Annotated in this window: 15 protein-coding genes; 3 read left to right on the forward strand and 12 right to left on the reverse strand. The window is 45.8% G+C overall.

Features of this window, described 5'->3' with window-relative positions:
* Positions 1-28 precede the first annotated feature (28 nt).
* The 6 genes from accD to fabB all read right to left on the reverse strand — a co-directional run bounded on the left by accD (position 29) and on the right by fabB (position 10354).
* Positions 29-955 carry an acetyl-CoA carboxylase, carboxyltransferase subunit beta gene (gene accD / locus ACWPOD_RS15845; RefSeq protein WP_375223634.1) on the reverse strand — a complete coding sequence of 309 codons (927 nt, stop codon included), beginning with the start codon at positions 953-955 and terminating at the stop codon, positions 29-31.
* Between the two features lie 197 nt (positions 956-1152).
* Positions 1153-1947: a tRNA pseudouridine(38-40) synthase TruA gene (gene truA, locus ACWPOD_RS15850; protein ID WP_047010110.1), complete on the reverse strand. Its 795-nt coding sequence runs from the start codon at positions 1945-1947 to the stop codon at positions 1153-1155.
* A 138-nt stretch (positions 1948-2085) separates the two neighbouring features.
* Positions 2086-6459 (reverse strand): FimV/HubP family polar landmark protein, encoded by a 4374-nt coding sequence (locus tag ACWPOD_RS15855; protein WP_456232052.1) that lies wholly within the window; start codon positions 6457-6459, stop codon positions 2086-2088.
* 198 nt (positions 6460-6657) lie between these two features.
* Complete coding sequence (locus ACWPOD_RS15860; RefSeq protein ID WP_006741728.1) at positions 6658-7671, reverse strand: aspartate-semialdehyde dehydrogenase; 1014 nt, start codon at positions 7669-7671, stop codon at positions 6658-6660.
* Entirely contained in the window at positions 7668-8801 is a 1134-nt protein-coding gene (locus tag ACWPOD_RS15865) for a 4-phosphoerythronate dehydrogenase (protein ID WP_456232053.1), read from the reverse strand. Before ACWPOD_RS15865 ends, ACWPOD_RS15860 begins: the two co-directional genes overlap by 4 nt.
* A gap of 341 nt (positions 8802-9142) precedes the next feature.
* Positions 9143-10354: a beta-ketoacyl-ACP synthase I gene (gene fabB / locus ACWPOD_RS15870; RefSeq protein ID WP_456232054.1), complete on the reverse strand. Its 1212-nt coding sequence runs from the start codon at positions 10352-10354 to the stop codon at positions 9143-9145.
* Positions 10355-10482: 128 nt separating this feature from the next.
* Here fabB and mnmC point away from each other — a divergent pair, with 128 nt between their 5' ends.
* Positions 10483-12501, forward strand: a complete 2019-nt coding sequence (gene mnmC, locus ACWPOD_RS15875; protein ID WP_109169785.1) for a bifunctional tRNA (5-methylaminomethyl-2-thiouridine)(34)-methyltransferase MnmD/FAD-dependent 5-carboxymethylaminomethyl-2-thiouridine(34) oxidoreductase MnmC — start codon at positions 10483-10485, stop codon at positions 12499-12501.
* A gap of 76 nt (positions 12502-12577) precedes the next feature.
* Here the strand turns inward: mnmC and ACWPOD_RS15880 are convergent, their stop codons facing one another.
* The 3 genes from ACWPOD_RS15880 to ACWPOD_RS15890 form a co-directional block, all read right to left on the reverse strand.
* On the reverse strand, positions 12578-13102 hold the full coding sequence (locus ACWPOD_RS15880; RefSeq protein ID WP_053808780.1) for an NADPH-dependent FMN reductase: 525 nt from the start codon (positions 13100-13102) through the stop codon (positions 12578-12580).
* 145 nt (positions 13103-13247) lie between these two features.
* Complete coding sequence (locus ACWPOD_RS15885) at positions 13248-13511, reverse strand: YfcL family protein (RefSeq protein ID WP_005397926.1); 264 nt, start codon at positions 13509-13511, stop codon at positions 13248-13250.
* Positions 13512-13536: 25 nt separating this feature from the next.
* Positions 13537-14067 (reverse strand): elongation factor P hydroxylase, encoded by a 531-nt coding sequence (locus ACWPOD_RS15890; RefSeq protein ID WP_109169786.1) that lies wholly within the window; start codon positions 14065-14067, stop codon positions 13537-13539.
* Between the two features lie 333 nt (positions 14068-14400).
* Between ACWPOD_RS15890 and ACWPOD_RS15895 the strand changes: the two genes are divergently transcribed.
* Complete coding sequence (locus tag ACWPOD_RS15895) at positions 14401-15024, forward strand: trimeric intracellular cation channel family protein (protein WP_005397913.1); 624 nt, start codon at positions 14401-14403, stop codon at positions 15022-15024.
* An 84-nt stretch (positions 15025-15108) separates the two neighbouring features.
* Here ACWPOD_RS15895 and aroC read toward each other — a convergent pair whose 3' ends face one another.
* On the reverse strand, positions 15109-16194 hold the full coding sequence (aroC, locus tag ACWPOD_RS15900) for a chorismate synthase (protein WP_005397911.1): 1086 nt from the start codon (positions 16192-16194) through the stop codon (positions 15109-15111).
* A 179-nt stretch (positions 16195-16373) separates the two neighbouring features.
* Positions 16374-17306, reverse strand: coding sequence for a 50S ribosomal protein L3 N(5)-glutamine methyltransferase (prmB, locus tag ACWPOD_RS15905; protein ID WP_005397909.1), 933 nt, complete (start codon positions 17304-17306; stop codon positions 16374-16376).
* Positions 17307-17369: 63 nt separating this feature from the next.
* Here prmB and smrB point away from each other — a divergent pair, with 63 nt between their 5' ends.
* On the forward strand, positions 17370-17900 hold the full coding sequence (gene smrB, locus ACWPOD_RS15910; protein WP_046875553.1) for an endonuclease SmrB: 531 nt from the start codon (positions 17370-17372) through the stop codon (positions 17898-17900).
* Between the two features lie 99 nt (positions 17901-17999).
* On the opposite strand, the gene sixA is transcribed toward smrB, so the two are convergent.
* On the reverse strand, positions 18000-18464 hold the full coding sequence (sixA, locus tag ACWPOD_RS15915; protein ID WP_109169787.1) for a phosphohistidine phosphatase SixA: 465 nt from the start codon (positions 18462-18464) through the stop codon (positions 18000-18002).
* Between the last annotated feature and the right edge of the window lie 61 nt (positions 18465-18525).

Here is an 18525-nt window from a genome sequence, read left to right on the forward strand (position 1 = left end):
TTCTTTGGTTTTTATGTTAGTTGATACTTTACCCTTTTTCGTCCACTTCTGGTACAGAATATGGTTCTTCATTTGGAGATTCGTTAACCGAAACCACCAAAGGAGACTTGTGGTTAGTCATCTTAGCGATTAGACCACCCACACGCTGACGCATTTCACGACGGTCAACGATCATATCAATCGCACCGTGATCAAGCAGGAACTCACTACGCTGGAAACCTTCAGGAAGATCTTCACGCACTGTTTGCTCGATAACACGACGACCAGCAAAGCCAATCAGCGCCTTAGGTTCACCGATGTTGATATCACCCAACATAGCCAAACTTGCTGATACACCACCCATTGTAGGGTCAGTTAGAACTGAAATAAACGGCAGACCTTTTTCTGATAGACGCTCAAGCGCAGCACTGGTTTTTGCCATTTGCATAAGAGACATCAATGCCTCTTGCATACGAGCGCCACCACTTGCTGAGAAACAAACAAGTGCACAGTTGTTTTCAATTGCTGCATCCACCGCTTTTACAAAGCGAGCACCAACAACTGAACCCATTGAACCGCCCATAAAGGAGAATTCAAACGCACACGCCACAAGCGGTAGACCAAGCAGTTCACCCTGCATCACAACTAGCGCATCTTTCTCTCCGCTATTTTTTTGTGCTGCAGAGATACGCTCTTTGTATCGCTTAGAATCTTTAAATTTCAGTTTATCCTGTGGCTCAAGTTCGGTACCTAATTCAACTCGATTGCCTTCATCTAAAAACGTTTCCAAACGACGACGCGCTTTCATGCGCATGTGATGGTTACACTTTGGACAAACTTCTAGGTTACGCTCTAGTTCAGCATGGTATAAAACCTGTTCACAAGAGGTACATTTAGTCCACACACCTTCTGGGATAGAAGCTTTGCGTGAACTTACTAGGTTGCTTTTCTCTAAAATCTTTTCAAGCCAACTCATGGAAGACCTTTTCTCTCAACTCTTCCGCTTCATTGCGAAAGATATAAATTCGACATAATACCGACGGATTAAACCATATCTTGCAGCTACTGTAGATAAAAAACTGGTTGTACCTATTTTTGATATCATAAATAGCGTATGTTTTCCGCTCACGTTCAATGTAAACACTACCGATATTTTGAAATAAGTTTGTAAAATTAGTTCAAATTATCTGGCAAAAACAGTGGACCGATCGGCACTTCAGGTAACCCAAATTCTTCTGGATAGTCTACATCTACCAGGTACAGACCTTCCGCTTTCGCTGTCGCACCCGCTAGTTTGCGATCTTTAGCCTCTAGCAACCATTTGATCCATTCAGGGCTCTCTTCACCACGTCCAACCTTTATCAAGCTACCCGTGATGTTACGAACCATATGATGCACGAACGCATTAGCTTTAATATCAATAACCACATAGTTCCCATGGCGCGTAACGTTCAGATGCATCAAGTTTCGAAATGGGCTACGAGACTGACAATGCGCCGCACGAAACGACGTAAAATCATTTTCACCAAGCAGATACTGCCCTGCCTCATGCATTTTTTTCTCGTCGAGCTCACCATGATAGTGGCTCACACCAGAGTTTAAGATACCAGGTCGTAAAGCATGATTGAAAATAATGTAGCGATAACGGCGCGCTGTCGCTGAGAATCGTGCATGGAAATCATCTGGGACTTCCTTAGCCCAACGAACCGCTATATCACTCGGCATGTTCGCGTTTGCGCCCATAGTCCAAGCTACCATTTTTCGAGTAACGTTGGTATCAAAGTGCACAACTTGTCCTGTGCCATGCACGCCAGCGTCTGTCCGACCAGCACACTGCACTTCAACTGGGTGATTAGCAACAACGGACAATGCTTTCTCTAGCTCTTCTTGGACACTTTTCACTTCTCTTTGGCGCTGCCAACCAAAGTAGTTTGTACCGTTGTACTCGATACCTAATGCGATTCTCATCTTAACCTTCGAACTCTAAAATGGGGCGGGAAGTATATACTCAAGTCACCTCAAGTTGCCAGTTTCAACAAGGATGACGTAGAGGTAGCATCATACTAGCGAGACACAAAAAGGGTAGCCAACGCTACCCTTTTCGATTTATCGGCCATTAATGGCATCAATCAGGCTCTTTGCTTCGCGGCGAATATCATCTTCACCGTAAACAATCGCCTCTTCTAGTAATTTTATCGCCCCTTGAGAATCGTTCATCTCGAGATAGATTTTAGCAAGGTCCAGTTTTCCAGCAGCTTCAGCGTTGCTATCTACGTCAACATCGCCGATCTCACCGATAACATCTGGAAACTCGTTCAATCCGACATCAAGCTTCAGATCTTCCTCTTCGAACTCACCACCTTCTTTATCGACCTGAGCCATCAATTCATCAATCGTCATAAATTGATTTTTCTTCGGGTCGAAGTCATCCAAGTCGCTTTGCTCTGCCCAGTTTTCTTGCGCGATCTCTGGCTGACTTAGTGCATCACTTGAATTCCAGACATCACGCTGGTCCTCGGGCACTTCGTCCGCAGAACTTACGCTATCGGCAACTGGTTTAAAGCCATCCCAATCATCTCCAACATCAAGCATGGTTTCAAAATCCATACCTGCGCTTGCGATGGTGTCACTGTCTAACTGACCTTCAAATACCTCTGAACTTGCGTCTTCAGCAAGAAGGTTAGCCATTGAAGATTCATCATCTAAGTCACTTAGCGGCTCACCCTCTGTCGCCGTTGGCTGCACTTCTGGTTCAGTATCAAAACCGTTTTGCTGCGCAAAGACTTCAAACAAAGCATCATGATCGTTATCGGCTTGAAGACTTGGTCTCGATGTCTCAGCTTCAACATTAGGAGTCTCTGGCGCACTCTCATTCATTGATGCGAGAACATCTTCCTCATTGAACTCAGGAAGATCTTGGTCGTCAAAACTTAGCTCTTCACCCTCACCGGAGATTGGTTCTATATCTACGGTTTCAGAACTCGGTAATTCTGGCTCTTCTTCCATAGACGCCAATGCGTCTTCTTCACTGAATTCTGGCAGTTCGAGTTCATCAAAATCGAACTCTTCTGCTTCAGTAGCAGACTCAGCTTCAGAGCGCTCAGGCTCGATAAATTCTGGTTCATCTAACGTAGGTTCGCCCGCCATAGACGCCAATGCGTCCTCTTCGCTGAACTCTGGTAGATCGAGTTCATCGAAATCGAACTCTTCTTCTGCTTCAGTCGCCGACTCAACTTCAGAGCGCTCAGGCTCGATAGATTCTGGTTCATCTAACGTAGGTTCGCCGGCCATGGAAGCCAATGCATCCTCTTCACTGAACTCTGGCAGTTCGAGTTCATCGAAATCGAACTCTTCTTCTGCTTCAGTAGCCGACTCAGCTTCAGAGCGCTCAGGCTCGATAGACTCTGGGTCATCAAACGCAGGTTTGCCCGCCATGGACGCCAATGCATCCTCTTCACTAAACTCTGGCAGTTCGAGTTCATCGAAATCGAACTCTTCTGCTTCAGTAGCAGACTCAGCTTCAGAGCGCTCAGGCTCGATAGATTCTGATTCATCTAACGTAGGTTCGCCTGCCATGGACGCCAGTGCGTCTTCTTCGCTGAACTCTGGTAGTTCGAGTTCATCAAAATTGAATTCATCTTCTGCTTCAGTCGCCAACTCAACTTCAGAGCGCTCAGGCTCGACAGGCTCTGGTTCATCAAACGCAGGTTCGTCGGCCATGGATGCCAGTGCATCTTCTTCACTGAACTCTGGTAGTTCGAGTTCATCAAAATTGAACTCTTCTTCTGCATTGGTGGCCGAATCAGTTTCTGATGCTAGTTCTGAACTTTCTGGCTCACTTTTGTTACCCGAGTTTTGTTCTTGTTCTGGTTGAGTTTCACTTTCTAGTTCAGGCTCATCCAGTAGCCAATCTTCTTCTTGTGGAACACCAAATTCATTTTCTACTGTATTTGGTGTCGGAGTGAACGCTGGAGCGTCTTCTTCTGTCTCAACTTGAGGCGGCACTTTAGCATCAGGCTCTACGGATGCATCTTGCGTTGACTTAGAATTGGCATCCTCTTCTTGTTGTGGCGAAGGTTCCTCTATCTCAGCTTGCGACTCTTCAACTTGTTGTTGCGCTAAATCATCTTCAGTATCAAATAGCGCATCCAGTTCAGCAGAAAAGTCCGCTTTTTCTTGCTCTGTAGGCTGAAGCTCTTCACTGTCTGACTCAAACAAGTCGTCTAGCTCGCTCATTAAAGGATCGTTCTCTGGTGAGAGGTCCTCTAAATCACCAAGAAACTCATCGCTGCTAAATGGCTCTGAAGCAGTTTCTGGCTCGGTTAATGGTTGCTCTGGCGCTGTTTGTTGTGGGTCTGGTTGACTGTCACTTAATAAAGCGTCGATGTCCAAACCAGACTCAATTTCCGGCTCTTCATGAGCGGGCTCTGACTCGGCTATTGAAGATGGTTTTTCGTCGCCGTCTGGTTCGCCAAAACCAAGTGAAGCGAGTAACTCTTCCTCCTCCGATTTATTCTGTGCAGGGCTTTCGTCCTCTCGAATCAGATCATCAAACGGATCTAACTCAGTCTCAGTTTCTGTCTCTTCATCAAGTTCGGATGTGACGTCATCAATGAGTTCATCCAGTAAATCTGTGCTATCTGCATCTAACTCTTCAATCGAGTCATCACCTTCAAAACCAGAGAGTGCTTCTAGCTCATTCAGTGGGTCAAACTCGTCGTCTGTTTCATCTTCGTCAAAATCGATCAGTTCATCGAGTAAGTCCGTACTGTTTTCATCTAGAACGGCGTCTTCGCTGGCGTCACCTTCAACTTCTGTCGGCTCAGTAACAGGCTGCTCGTATTGAGCTAATAGCTTATCGATATCGTCATCAGATGCCTCTCCTGCGCTGAAATCATCATCCGATACGGGCTGTTTTAGTTCAGGTTCATCGGTATCTAGGTCGAAGTCGTCATTGCCAAGTTCCGCAAACAAGTCATCAAGCATATCCTGATCGACAGTGTCACTTGGTAACTCTTCTGACGGCTCATCTGCTGCAAGTAGTTCCGCAAACGCGTCGTCTGAAAGCGAGTCTGCTTTCTCGTTCGTATCATCTGAAAGATCGAAGCCAGCCTCATCGTCATCGAGCACTTCTAGTTCTGGAGCAACCTCATCTAAGGCTCGCTCCATCTCTTCTAAACCAAGCGCTTTTTCTTCGCCGTTAACTTGGATACCATTGTTCGATGACTCAAACTCATCCAGACCAACATCCAGGTCGCCGTCATCACCGATACCCGCAAATGGGTCATCGTCCCCTTCTAGGTTGAAATCAAGTTCTTCATCGTCAAGGTTGGCAAAGACGTCTTCTTCTAAATCTGGCTTCTCTTCTTGTGTAGCCTGAGTATTTATATCTTCATCTGCGAACAACTCATCATCAAGCGTGAGTTCTTCATCCAGCTCGTCCGTCGCCGCTAAACCAATTGGCGCAGCTAATGGATCGGTTTCCTGCGGCGATTGCGCAGCAGGCTCTTCCTCTTTGTTTTTAGAACGGCGACCAAGCAACATCACAACCAACAGTGCCAGCAATGCACCTGGAATAAGCGCCGCTAAGCCGACAAGCCAACCATTAGACAAAATCTTGTCAATCGTACTTGGCTGCATGCGTTGTTGCTCAGCAAGGCGCTGGCGCTCTTCAGCAAGCAGTTTCTCGACTTCCGAGCGAATGCGTTCTTCGTCATTCAGCTCATTTTTCAAGGTTTCAACTTCGCTTTGCACTTCTGACAACATTAAGCGAAGACGATGGTTCTTCTCTTCCAATGACTCTAATTCACTTTGTGAGCCTTGAAGTTTGTCTTTTAACGCACTGACCTGCTTTTCACCCTGCGGAGAGGTGTTCACAGGTGGCGCAGGAATAACTGGTATTGTTTTTTGAACCGGTTTTGGTTCCGCAGCTACAGTGGTTTCTGGTTTAGGAGCAACAGGCTTGGGTTCTACTTTTATTTGTGGCTTTGGTTGCTCGGTGACGCGTTGCGCTGGCGTGGCTCTATTTGTCGGCTTCGGCTGTTTTAACTTAGCCTCGTGCGCCTTCATAATCGCAACAGCTTGCTCTGTAGTCGCGCTTTGCACTTGCTCTAGAGACGGTACTCGTAGTCGACTCCCTGGGATCAACTCATGAATGTTTTGGTTCTCAAACGCTTGAGGGTTAATTCGATAAATGGCAAGAAGCGTTTGTTGAACGGTAACACCGCGTGAAGGTCGTAACTCTGAAGCGATCGACCATAGTGTTTGATTTTCACCAGTCGGACCAAAGAAACGTGACGGCTGAGTATTTGCAGGAGGAGCAGGTAATGCTCGCTCAATATCTTCAGCATAGCTCGGAGATGATTGCACTTCACCAGACGGTCCAACAAGACGAATTCCTTCGGCTTGAACCACTGATAATGTCTGAGTCGCGCTCATCAACACAAGGGCTGCTAACAAACGCTTATAATTTTGACGCATAGAAGGCTCAGTTTTGTGCTAAATACAATTTGAAATGGTGATCGGTTAAATATATCGGATATCACATGCAAAACTATAGCGTTGAGAATAAAAAATGTGTGGCTCTCGCCATATTCGTACTAATCTCACACTATTTTGTTCCGTTCGTACAAAAAAGCCTCGCACAGTGCGAGGCTTTGAAATGAACTGGTAAGTGACTTAGTAGTAATCGCGGATCAGAACTTCAGCGATTTGTACCGCGTTAGTTGCTGCGCCTTTACGCACGTTATCCGCCACAACCCACAAGTTTACACCACTGTGGTGGCTGATATCGTTGCGGATTCGACCAACCATAACATGATCTTTACCGCCCGCATCACGCACTTGTGTCGGGAAGTCATCACCGTGGAAGACTTCAATGCCTTCTGTTTGCTCAAGCAAGTTAACAACTTCTTGTGCATCGATTGGAGAGCGAGTCTCAATGTGAAGCGCTTCAGCATGACCATAGAATACCGGCACACGCACACACGTTGGGTTTACTGTGATTGATGGATCGTTAAAGATCTTCTGTGTTTCCCACACCATTTTCATTTCTTCTTTGGTGTAGCCATTTTCCATCATCTGATCGATTTGCGGAATACAGTTAAACGCAATCTGTTGAGAGAATTGCTTCTTATCCGCAGGCAGACCGTTTAGAAGCTTAGCCGTTTGACCTGCTAGTTCGTCAATGCCCGCTTTACCCGCACCAGATACGGATTGGTATGTAGATACGTTAATACGCTCAATACCCACTGCATCGTGAATTGGTTTTAGTGCCACCAGCATTTGAATGGTCGAACAGTTTGGGTTCGCAATAATGTTACGGTTACGAAACTCTGCAATCGCTTCTGGGTTTACTTCTGGCACAACAAGAGGAATGTCGTACTCGTAACGGAAGTGTGAAGTGTTGTCGATAACGATAACACCTTCATCTGCCGCGATTGGCGCCCATTTTTCAGATAGCTCACCACCAGCAGAGAACAACGCAATATGAGCTTGAGACCAATCAAACTCTTCAACGTTCTGTACACGAACCGTTTTGCCATTAAAGCGATAAGTCTTGCCTTCGCTACGCTCACTTGCCAATAAGTGAATGTCACCCACTGGGAATTTACGTTCTTGAAGCACTTCTAAAATTGTTTCACCGACCGCACCGGTCGCACCTAAAATGGCAACATTATATTGCTGGCTCATTGACTTACCTCAATCTGAAAACCTAGTTCTGCTAATGGAGCAAGGTTACATGTTTTGTTACCCACTAGCGTGACAGCGCTGTATTCACGGCGATCCCAGTAGTTTTTACGCATCAGGTCAAAAGCACCTGGCTTACTGATCTCACGACGGAAAAGAGCGTCATCTCTACGCACATCATAGATTAACTGCGTGATGTTATGCAGTGTTGCTTCATCCCAAGCTCTGTCCAATACCATAGTAGGAACAGGCGCGGTTGGCAGTAAATCGCTGGCATGCGCACGTAATTCGTTATTTAAGAACTCACAGTAGCTGTTGAAAATCATCGTCGTACCGCGAGCTTTCCCTTCCAAGCCATAGCCTGCAACGTGAGGGGTTGCGAATGCTAGCAGAGGCAGAAGCTCCATATCAACCTCTGGTTCAAATTCAAATACGTCAAGCGCTGCGGTAAAACCGTCGTTTTTCAAAAGACGTTGCTTCAATGCCTCGTTATCAACGATTGGACCTCGCGCGGCGTTAATCAAAATCTGATCACTACGAAGCGAGTTTAAAACCGTTTCATCAATTAAATGATGAGTTGGATATGGGCCATCTTTGGTGATTGGCGTATGTAGTGTAATGATGTCTGAGCTTTCAATCAGTTCTGTCAACGGAGTAAAGCTACGAGGATCACCAGCCTCTTGTTTGAATGGGTCATTGATGAGAACTTTAATCCCCATGCCTTTCAAACATTTCTCTAGGTAGCTACCTACTTGGCCTGCACCAATAATACCTACCGTCTTGTCAAATACCGAGAAGCCTTGTTGCTGAGCGAGCACCATCATTACGCTGAACGCATACTCCGCCACACCCACTTTGTTACAACCCGGCGCAGCGGTGAAGAATATACCTTTCTCTTTTAAAAGCGCTTGGTCGACATGATCCATACCTGCTGTTGCGGTACCAACAAACTTTAGCTTGTTTGCTTTGCTGATTAGCTCGGCATTCACTTTGGTTACCGAGCGAATCATTAGGGCATCAACATCCACTAAATCATCAGCCGTCAGTGTACGACCTGGTTTTAGAATCACTTCACCGAGTTGGCTGAATAGCTCTTCAGCGTACGGCATATTTTCATCAACAATAATTTTCATAGCGCCAGCGTTTTAACATCCATTTGTATGAGTTCGTTTATTCGCAAGATGCGAAACTAAAACGATTGTGCCCTTTTCCCGAAAAATCTCAAGAAATAACCCTAATAAACCTCAAGGAGATTGGCTCCAAAGAAATCGTTTAACGGGAAGCAACGTAAAAAGCAGAAATTGAGAAAAGAAAAAGCCCGGCTAAATAGCCGGGCAAAGTTCCAGAACAAAAGGATCCTATCCCGCTCTCCATGGGATAGAGTCTGCGTCTGTTCGATCAGTATGACTGATCAAGCTCTGGAAACTGGATTGTTGACGCTGTTCTCACTCACGTGGCGCGCCAACAAATTCAGTTAACCTTGGTACTTTTTAATAACCAAAGTTGCGTTTGTGCCGCCAAAGCCAAAGCTGTTTGACATTACGGTTGTTAACTCTGCATCACGTGCTTCTGTCACGATGTCTAGACCTTGAGCTGCTTCGTCCAAGTTTTCAATATTGATGCTTGGAGCAATGAAGTTTTTGTCTAGCATAAGTGTTGAGTAAATCGCTTCGTGCACACCAGCGGCGCCTAGTGCGTGACCAGTCATTGCTTTTGTTGCAGAGATTGCTGGGCTGTTCTCACCAAACAATTGTTGGATCGCACCAAGCTCTTTCACGTCACCAACTGGTGTCGACGTGCCGTGCGTGTTGATGTAATCCACACAGTCAACGTCTTGCATCGCCATCTTCATACAACGGATCGCGCCTTCACCTGATGGTGCTACCATGTCATAGCCATCTGAAGTCGCACCGTAACCTACGATCTCACCGTAGATTTTCGCGCCACGTGCTAGAGCGTGCTCAAGTTCTTCGATAACCAGCATGCCGCCACCGCCAGAGATAACGAAACCATCACGGTCCGCATCATATGTACGAGATGCTTTGTCTGGAGTGTCGTTGTATTTCGTTGACAGCGCACCCATAGCGTCAAACATCATGGTTTGAGACCAATCAAGCTCTTCACCGCCACCAGCAAAAACAATGTCTTGTTTACCAAGTTGAATAAGCTCCATCGCGTGACCGATACAGTGTGCAGAAGTAGCACATGCAGAGCTCATTGAGTAGTTCACACCACGAATCTTAAATGGCGTAGCAAGACAAGCGGAAACCGTAGAAGACATAGTACGAGGAACCATGTAAGGGCCAACTCGTTTTACGCCTTTTGCGCGCATCGTGTCTGTCGCTACCGTTTGGTTATATGCAGAAGCACCGCCAGAACCCGCAACGATACCGGTACGATCGTTTGAAACCTGATCCTCTGTAAGACCAGCGTCTGCGATTGCCTGCTCCATTGATAGGTATGCATAAGCAGCCGCATCACCCATAAAGCGCATCTGCTTACGGTCGATGTGTTCCGCCGGGTTGATTTTTAGGTCACCCCATACTTGCGAACGAAGACCGTGTTCTTTGAACTGCTCAGATGCAGTGATGCCAGATTTGCCCGCTTTAAGAGACGCTAGAACTTCTTCGACGTTGTTACCGATACTTGAAACAATACCCATACCGGTGATTACGACTCGTTTCATTATGACATTCCTATAATTCAAAAATCCGCTAGATGATAACTAAGATAGTCAACAAAAGTGGTCAGCTTTCCCATAAATTCGTACAATCGCCCCATTCTTACCGCGCCAAATCACAAATTTGCACCATTATGACTTCAATAAAAAACGCAGAACTTGGTTGGAACGAAGCTGGTACTCCGGTTTCAGACCAATTTGATGATGTTTACTTCTCTAACGTAAACGGTCTTGAAGAGACACGCTACGTTTTCTTAAAACAAAATCATCTCCCAGAAAGATGGCAGGAATTTGACCAAAGACGTTTTGTCATTGGTGAAACAGGATTTGGCACGGGATTAAACTTCTTAGCAGTATGCCAGTGGTTTAGTGAGTTTCGTCGTCAGCATCCAAACGCAGTATTGAAAGAGCTGCATTTTATTAGCTTTGAAAAATACCCGCTAAGCCAAGCGGATTTAAAGAAGGCGCATGAAGCTTGGCCTGAGCTAGCTGAGTACGCGGAAAAGTTACAAAAGCACTACCCTGTCGCCGTACCTGAGTGTCACCGCATTGTGCTTGAAGATGGCGCAATTACACTCGACCTTTGGTTTGGCGACATCAAAGACTGCATGCCGCAAGTCCCATACAACGAACAAGGTTTGATTGACGCTTGGTTTTTAGATGGATTCGCGCCAAGTAAAAACCCAGAAATGTGGAACCAAAATCTGTTCAACAACATGGCTAAGTTAGCCAAGCAAGACTGTACAGTCGCCACTTTTACCGCAGCGGGCTTTGTGCGTCGAGGGTTGAACGAAGCAGGCTTTGCAATGAAAAAGGTCAAAGGCTTTGGCACCAAGCGAGAAATGATCGCAGGTTCGATGGAACAACGTGAAAAGCAGTCGAACCATCTCCCTTGGTTCAATCGCACGGCGTCCAGCAATCTTGATTCGATTGCTATCATTGGTGGTGGTATAGCCAGCGCGGCGTTAGCGAAAACGTTAGTTCGTCGTGGCCAAAACGTCACGCTTTACTGCAAAGACACTCAACCAGCCGAAGGAGCGTCGGGTAATCGTCAAGGGGCCGTGTATCCATTGTTGAACGGTCCCCATACTGGCGTTTCGCGTGTGTTTGCTCCTGCATTTTTGTTTGCAAGACAATTTATTGAACAAGCTGCGGAGTCGGTTACATTCGATCACGATTGGTGTGGTGTAACTCAGCTAATGTGGGATGAAAAATCTGCTGATAAGCTGGAAAAGATGCTTGCGGGTAATTTTCCTTCTGAATTGATTCAAAAACTGTCCGCCGAGGAAACTGCGAATACTATCGGATTACCTATCGATATGTCGTCTGTGTACTACCCAATGGGAGGGTGGTTGTGCCCTGCCGAGCTAACGCGTGGGTTAATCAAACAATTAGAACAGACATCGTTACTCTCAACGAAGTTTGAACATCACGTTGAAGCATTAAACTGGGATGAAGAGCATCAGCTTTGGACACTAACGGTCAATGGTCAAACATTTGAGCACTCAACCGTTGTGATTGCGAATGGTCATGAGTTCCAGACATTGAGCCAAACCGCTTCCCTGCCGATGGGACAGGTGAAAGGGCAAGTCAGTCATGCTCCAGCAACCGAAACGCTGAGTCAATTGAAAACGGTATTGTGTTACGACGGCTACATGACGCCTGTTAACCCAAACAATCAGCACCTGTGCATAGGCGCAAGCTACGATCGCAGTCACCTAGACTACGAATTTGATGAAAACGCTCAGAAGGATAACGCAGAAAAGTTAGTTAAGTGCGTACCGAACCAAGAATGGCCAAAAGAGGTAGATATCAGTGGCAATCGATCTCGTCAAGGTATTCGCTGCGTGAGCCGAGATCACTTACCATTTGTCGGAAATGTGGGTGACTTTGAGACGATCAAAACGCAATACGCCAACTTACAAAATCAAAAAGCAGAAGAGGTAGAAACCGTTCATCAGTTCACTAACCTATTCTGCTTCTTAGGTTTAGGATCTCGTGGGCTGAGCTCTGCACCATTGTTAGCTGAAGTGTTGGCCTCGCAAATCTGTGGAGACCCGCTGCCATTACCTGTTGATGTATTGACCGAACTTCATCCAAGTCGAATGTGGGTTCGTAAACTAAAAAAAGGCAAAGCCATTACTGAGCTGTAAGAGTATTCTCTCGTTTACATTCCCGACGCAGGTATGTGTCGGGAATCGCTAACTCATTAAGTCACTCGTGTTGAAATTACTTCAGCTGTGCAATTGCCTGTTTCACTTGCTCTGCTACTTCCGGATTTACCGCCTCACCAGACTCCACATCAAAGTTCTCGTAGAAGCTCGGCACAGATAGCGATGCTTTCACATCTGCTCCGAAAAATTGCGCGGAACCTGTTGCCGCCGCAAGAACGCTCTGTGCGCCACCCGGGCCAGGAGAAGTTGCTAAGTAAACGACCGGCTTGTTTTGAAATACGTTGCGCTCAATGCGCGTCGCCCAATCAAACAGGTTTTTATACGCTGCTGGGTATGAGCCGTTATGCTCTGCGAAGGAAACAACAATAGCGTCAGCCTCAGCCAAATCACGTAAAAATGCGACAGCACCTTCAGCTTGACCAATTTCTTTCTCTTTGTCTTCGCTAAACATCGGTACTTGATAATTGTTTAAGTCTAAAACGTTCACTTGAGCGTCTTCGACTTGGTTTGCTGCGTAAGTAGCAAGTAGTTTATTGATTGAGGTAGAGCTGGTAGAAGCACCAAATGCGACAATTTTCATGGTTGTAATCCTTTGTTCACGTTTTATGCTAACCAGAATAAAAGTTGAACAGTTTCGCTACAACCACAAAAATTTTATGGAGAGGTTCGAATTTTTCGAAGTAGTAAATGACTTGGACTAATAAACGGAGAACGACGTTCGGAGATTAAGCCTGAGCCTGCAGTTCTTGCCACAAGTCACTGACGATCGCGCGATCAGCTGGGCTTAATTCGGTACGAGCGTCTTCCAAACTGCTCTCAATGCGTGACTTCAGTTCAGTAATATCGCTAATGCCTTCTTCTTCACAAGATGCCGCAGACAAAGAGATGTGACCACGTAGATAACCACCAGCAAACAATTCATCGTCAGATGCTGTTTCAATTCGAGCATCAATCAGTTCCAGTAGTTTTTCTTCAAATTCAATAATCATGGTGTATCTCTGAGGTTATTTGAGGTTATTTAACGCAAAAGTCTGACGCTTCCAGCGGCTTGGTTTGGTAAAACGCACGCAGAGCATCCGAAAGCATTCTCACTCGCAAAGGCAAGCCAGCTTCCAAAATACCCAACACTTCTTTATGCACTTTCTGCATAAAGCCGAGCCTATCTGGTTCAAAATCGCCGTGTAGATTGTCACAACTCACCGTAAAAGGGAAGCCAGCACTTTGTGCCAGAATCCATTCATAAGCTTGCGGACGCACTTCAACTTTCTCAAACTCCGCTTGAACTTCTTCCGTGCGCCCATCGGGTTCATACCAATAGCCAAAATCTTCCAGCAAACGACGCTCAGGCCCTGCCACACACCAATGCGAGATTTCGTGTAATGCGGAGGCATAAAAACCCCGAGCAAAAATAATCCGATGATGAGGATGCTCATCATCAGCAGGAAGATAAATAGGCTCATCACCACCTAACTCCAATTTCGTATTAAATTGGTCTAAAAAGGTGTCATTGAAAATGGTGATAAGGTCTTGGTATTCGTGGGTCATCGTCGAGTTTGTACTTCAGTTTGACATGCGCTGCGTATTGTCGCTGTTTTTATCTATAAGGTAAAGATGCTCCCACAGTTTTGGTTATTAGTTGAATTTATCTGAACATCGCTTTCTCCATATAATTTCTCATTCGTCAGCGTACTCATTTGCTACTACACTCTCGCCTTATTTTGATGCTGCTCAAACTGCTGTTTTTTAAGCGGTTTGATTACAGGCATGTTGCTGGTTTTAATCACTTTTTAAGAATGATAAAACCTTTTGTAAGTATTGTTGCTGCGCCTACGATGATTCATGTAGAACGTAGTAACTTTTTACGTTGAGTGTCTCTCTATGTTGCTAAGTGTGTTGTATATCATTGGTATCACGGCTGAAGCCATGACAGGTGCGTTGAGTGCTGGTAGAAGAAAAATGGACTGGTTTGGTGTTATGTTGGTGGCCAGTGCAACGGCCATTGGTGGTGGCACCGTACGTGACATTTTACTGGGGCACTACCCTCTTGGTTGGGTAAAAAACCCAGAGTTCCTAGCAATCACGTGTGTTGCGGGTGTACTTACCACAGGCTTAGCTAAATGGGTGATTAAGCTAAAAGGTCTATTCATCCGCCTTGATGCGTTAGGTTTGATCGTGTTCAGCATCATCGGAACTAAGATTGCGATGGGCATGGGCTTACACCCTGGAATTTGTATGGTTTCAGCGCTAGTAACGGGTGTATTCGGTGGTCTACTCCGCGACTTAATCTGTCGCCAAACACCGTTGGTACTGCATGAAGAACTTTACGCTTCTGTCGCTCTTATCGCATCAGGAATGTACTTAGCGCTATTAGAATTTAATATTCCCGATGTAACAGCCACTATCATTACGCTGATCACCGGTTATATGCTGCGTATGGCTGCGGTACGTTTTAAGTGGCGTCTCCCTTCTTTCAATTTGGAAACGGAAGGCTCACTCCATTAACTTATCTAAACGCGTAATGAAAACACATTAAAAAGGCTGCCCATTGAGCAGCCTTTTGTCTCTTTATCAAGCTTATTTTTAAGCTTAAATCTTCGGTGTTTCAGTTGTTACGCCATGGTTCTGACCACGATGACGCAGCAAATGATCCATCACCACAATCGCTAGCATCGCTTCAGCTATTGGTACGGCACGAATACCCACACAAGGATCATGACGGCCTTTGGTGATCAACTGAGTTGGCTCACCTTCTTTTGTGATGGTCTCACCCGGAACTGTGATGCTTGATGTTGGCTTAAGCGCAATGTTAGCCACAATGTCTTGACCAGTTGAGATACCGCCAAGAATACCGCCCGCGTGATTACTGCCAAAACCTTCAGGAGCAAGCGTATCACGGTGTTGACTGCCTTTTTGGTTTACCACATCAAAGCCATCACCAATCTCAACGCCTTTCACCGCATTAATGCTCATTAGCGCGTGTGCAATGTCGGCATCAAGACGATCAAATACAGGCTCACCAAGACCAACAGGCACGTTAGTTGCCACAACCTGAATTTTCGCGCCAATAGAGTCACCTTCTTTTTTCAGGTCACGGATAAGTTGGTCAAACGCTTCTACTTTGTCCACATCTGGGCAAAAGAACGCATTGTTTTCGATTTCGTTCCAATCTACCTTGTCGATAGAGACATCACCCATTTGTGACAAATACGCGCGAATCTCAACACCAAACTCATCTTTCAAGTATTTCTTCGCGATTGCACCCGCCGCCACACGCATTGCGGTTTCACGAGCAGACGAACGGCCGCCACCTCGATAGTCACGGATGCCATACTTTTGGTGGTAAGTATAATCAGCATGACCCGGACGGAATTTATCTTTGATGTCCGAGTAATCTTTTGAGCGCTGATCGGTGTTTTCAATTAGCAAACCGATCGATGTGCCTGTGGTTTTGCCTTCAAAAACACCAGAAAGAATTTTAACTTCATCCGGTTCACGACGTTGTGTGGTGTAACGTGATGTGCCTGGACGACGGCGGTCGAGATCGATTTGCAGATCTGCTTCTGTAATTTCTAACCCCGGAGGACATCCGTCTACGATACATCCCAGTGCGATACCGTGACTTTCCCCGAATGTCGTCACTCGGAAATGTTGTCCGATACTGTTTCCTGCCATTACTTCCTCAAGTTTTTATCGCTACGCCCTCTCAAACCAGAGCGCAACTGCTTTCCAATTCTTCGTGGATTCATAGTGGCTTTATTACGTTTTGATGTAAAGAGTTAATATCGGCGAGTTATGCATAAAAAAACACCGAGCATAAAGCTCGGTGTTTTGACGTTTAGTGCAAGACCCTATTAGTCTTTGTACAGTTTGAACTCTTCGGCACACTCAACCAGCTGGTCACGCGTTAGCATGAATACGCCGTGACCACCGTTCTCAAACTCAATCCAAGTGAACGGAATCTGTGGGTACTGTTCCATCATATGAATCATTGAGTTGCCAACTTCACAGATAAGAATGCCGTTATCTGTTAGGTAGTCTGGTGCGTTTGCAAGAATACGACGCACAAGTTTTAGGCCATCCGTACCGGCGGCTAAACCAAGCTCAGGTTCGTGTGTGAACTCGTCTGGCAGGCTGTTCATGTCTTCTTCATCCACATATGGGGGGTTAGACACGATCAGGTTGTACTTCTCTTTTGGTAGATCGCGGAACAAGTCAGAGCGAATTGGGAACACTTGTTGCTCCATGCCATGATCTTGTACGTTTTGCTCAGCCACTTGTAGAGCATCTGTAGAGATGTCGATCGCATCCACTTCAGCTTCAGGGAACGCGTGAGCACATGCAATTGCGATACAGCCGCTGCCTGTGCATAGGTCCATGATGCGCGCAGGCTCTTCCACCAACCAAGGTTGGAATTCTGCTTGAATCAACTCACCGATTGGAGAACGTGGCACAAGTACGCGCTCATCAACGAAGAATTCAAGACCGCAGAACCAAGCTTTGTTGGTTAGGTATGCAGTTGGTGTACGTTCATTGATACGTTTTACTACACGCTCAACAATACGCAGACGCTCGCTGGTCGTTAGGCGAGAGTTTAATACGTGCGGAGGCACATCAATCGGCAAGTATAAGGTTGGCAGGATAAGCTGAACCGCTTCATCCCACGCATTATCAGTACCATGACCGTAAAACAGGTTCGCTGCGTTAAAGCGGCTTACCGTCCAACGAATCATATCTTGAAGGGTATGCAGCTCCGATACCGCTTCTTCTACAAAAATCTTATCCAAAATTGCCTCCGAAAAGCGCTACAATACTGCCAATAAAAGTTTATTAATGAAATTGTTTACCTAATGAGCAAAAAAGACACCGAACACGATGACGATTTCGCCTTGTTTCAGGAAGCAGTACAGGGCGTAAAAAAGTTGCGACAGGATACCATAATCCAGCAACCAAAAAAAAATACTAAGCAAAAAGAAATCAAGCGCTCCAACCGTGAAGCGAGTGATTCTGAGTTTTACTTCTCCGACGAGTTTGTCCCTCTCTTAAATGAAGATGGCCCAACTCGTTATGCACGTGACGACGTCTCCACTTATGAAGTTAAACGTCTGCGTCGCGGCGTGTATGTACCGGACGTATTCCTCGATATGCACGGCATGACACAACAAGAAGCTAAACGCGAACTTGGTGCGATGATCGCCTACTGCGTCAAAAACGAGATTCACTGTGCGTGTGTGCAACATGGCATTGGTAAACACATCCTGAAACAGAAAGCGCCACTTTGGTTAGCACAACACCCAGACGTAATGGCTTTCCACCAAGCGCCACTAGAATTCGGCGGTGATGGTGCGTTGTTAGTTTTGCTCTCGATTCCAGAAAAGTAACTAGCTCACTGTAGAAGCAATTAAACAAAAAGGCAGGAAATTTCCTGCCTTTCTTAACTCTGGATATCTAATGTTTAAATGCTTATTTGGTTTCGATGCTTATGGCGTAATATGCCACAGCACTTCACCGTTTTGCGTTTGTAGATCGTATTCAATACACACTAGACCTGATGTAGGAAACATCGGTGGTGCCATGTCTTTTACAAACTCTGAAGTGAGATAGCCAACCAAAGGCAAGTGAGAGACAAGCAGAAGCGAGTCTAGTTTTTCCACTTCAATCAATGCACTTGCAAAATCAAATACATGCTCAGATTGACCGTAAGGTGTAATATCTTCACAAGTTTCGATGCTTTTTGCAGCAAAATACTCGCTGACCTCTTGCCAAGTTTGTTGAGCTCTAATGTACGGACTCACCAACACTTTATCGAATTGCGCAAAACCTTGTTCTTTACAGGCTCTCGCAACCGCTTCTGATTCGACTCGGCCTCTTGGGGTCAATTGTCGGGCTGCGTCTGAATCTGCAAAATGCTCGGCTTCGCCGTGACGCATGATGAATATTTTCATGTTATTTCCTAGGGATAGCTAACGCTACCAAAAGGTTGACTGCTATCTTTATTAGATAGAC

The organism is Vibrio sp. JZG120 (genome assembly GCF_053890955.1).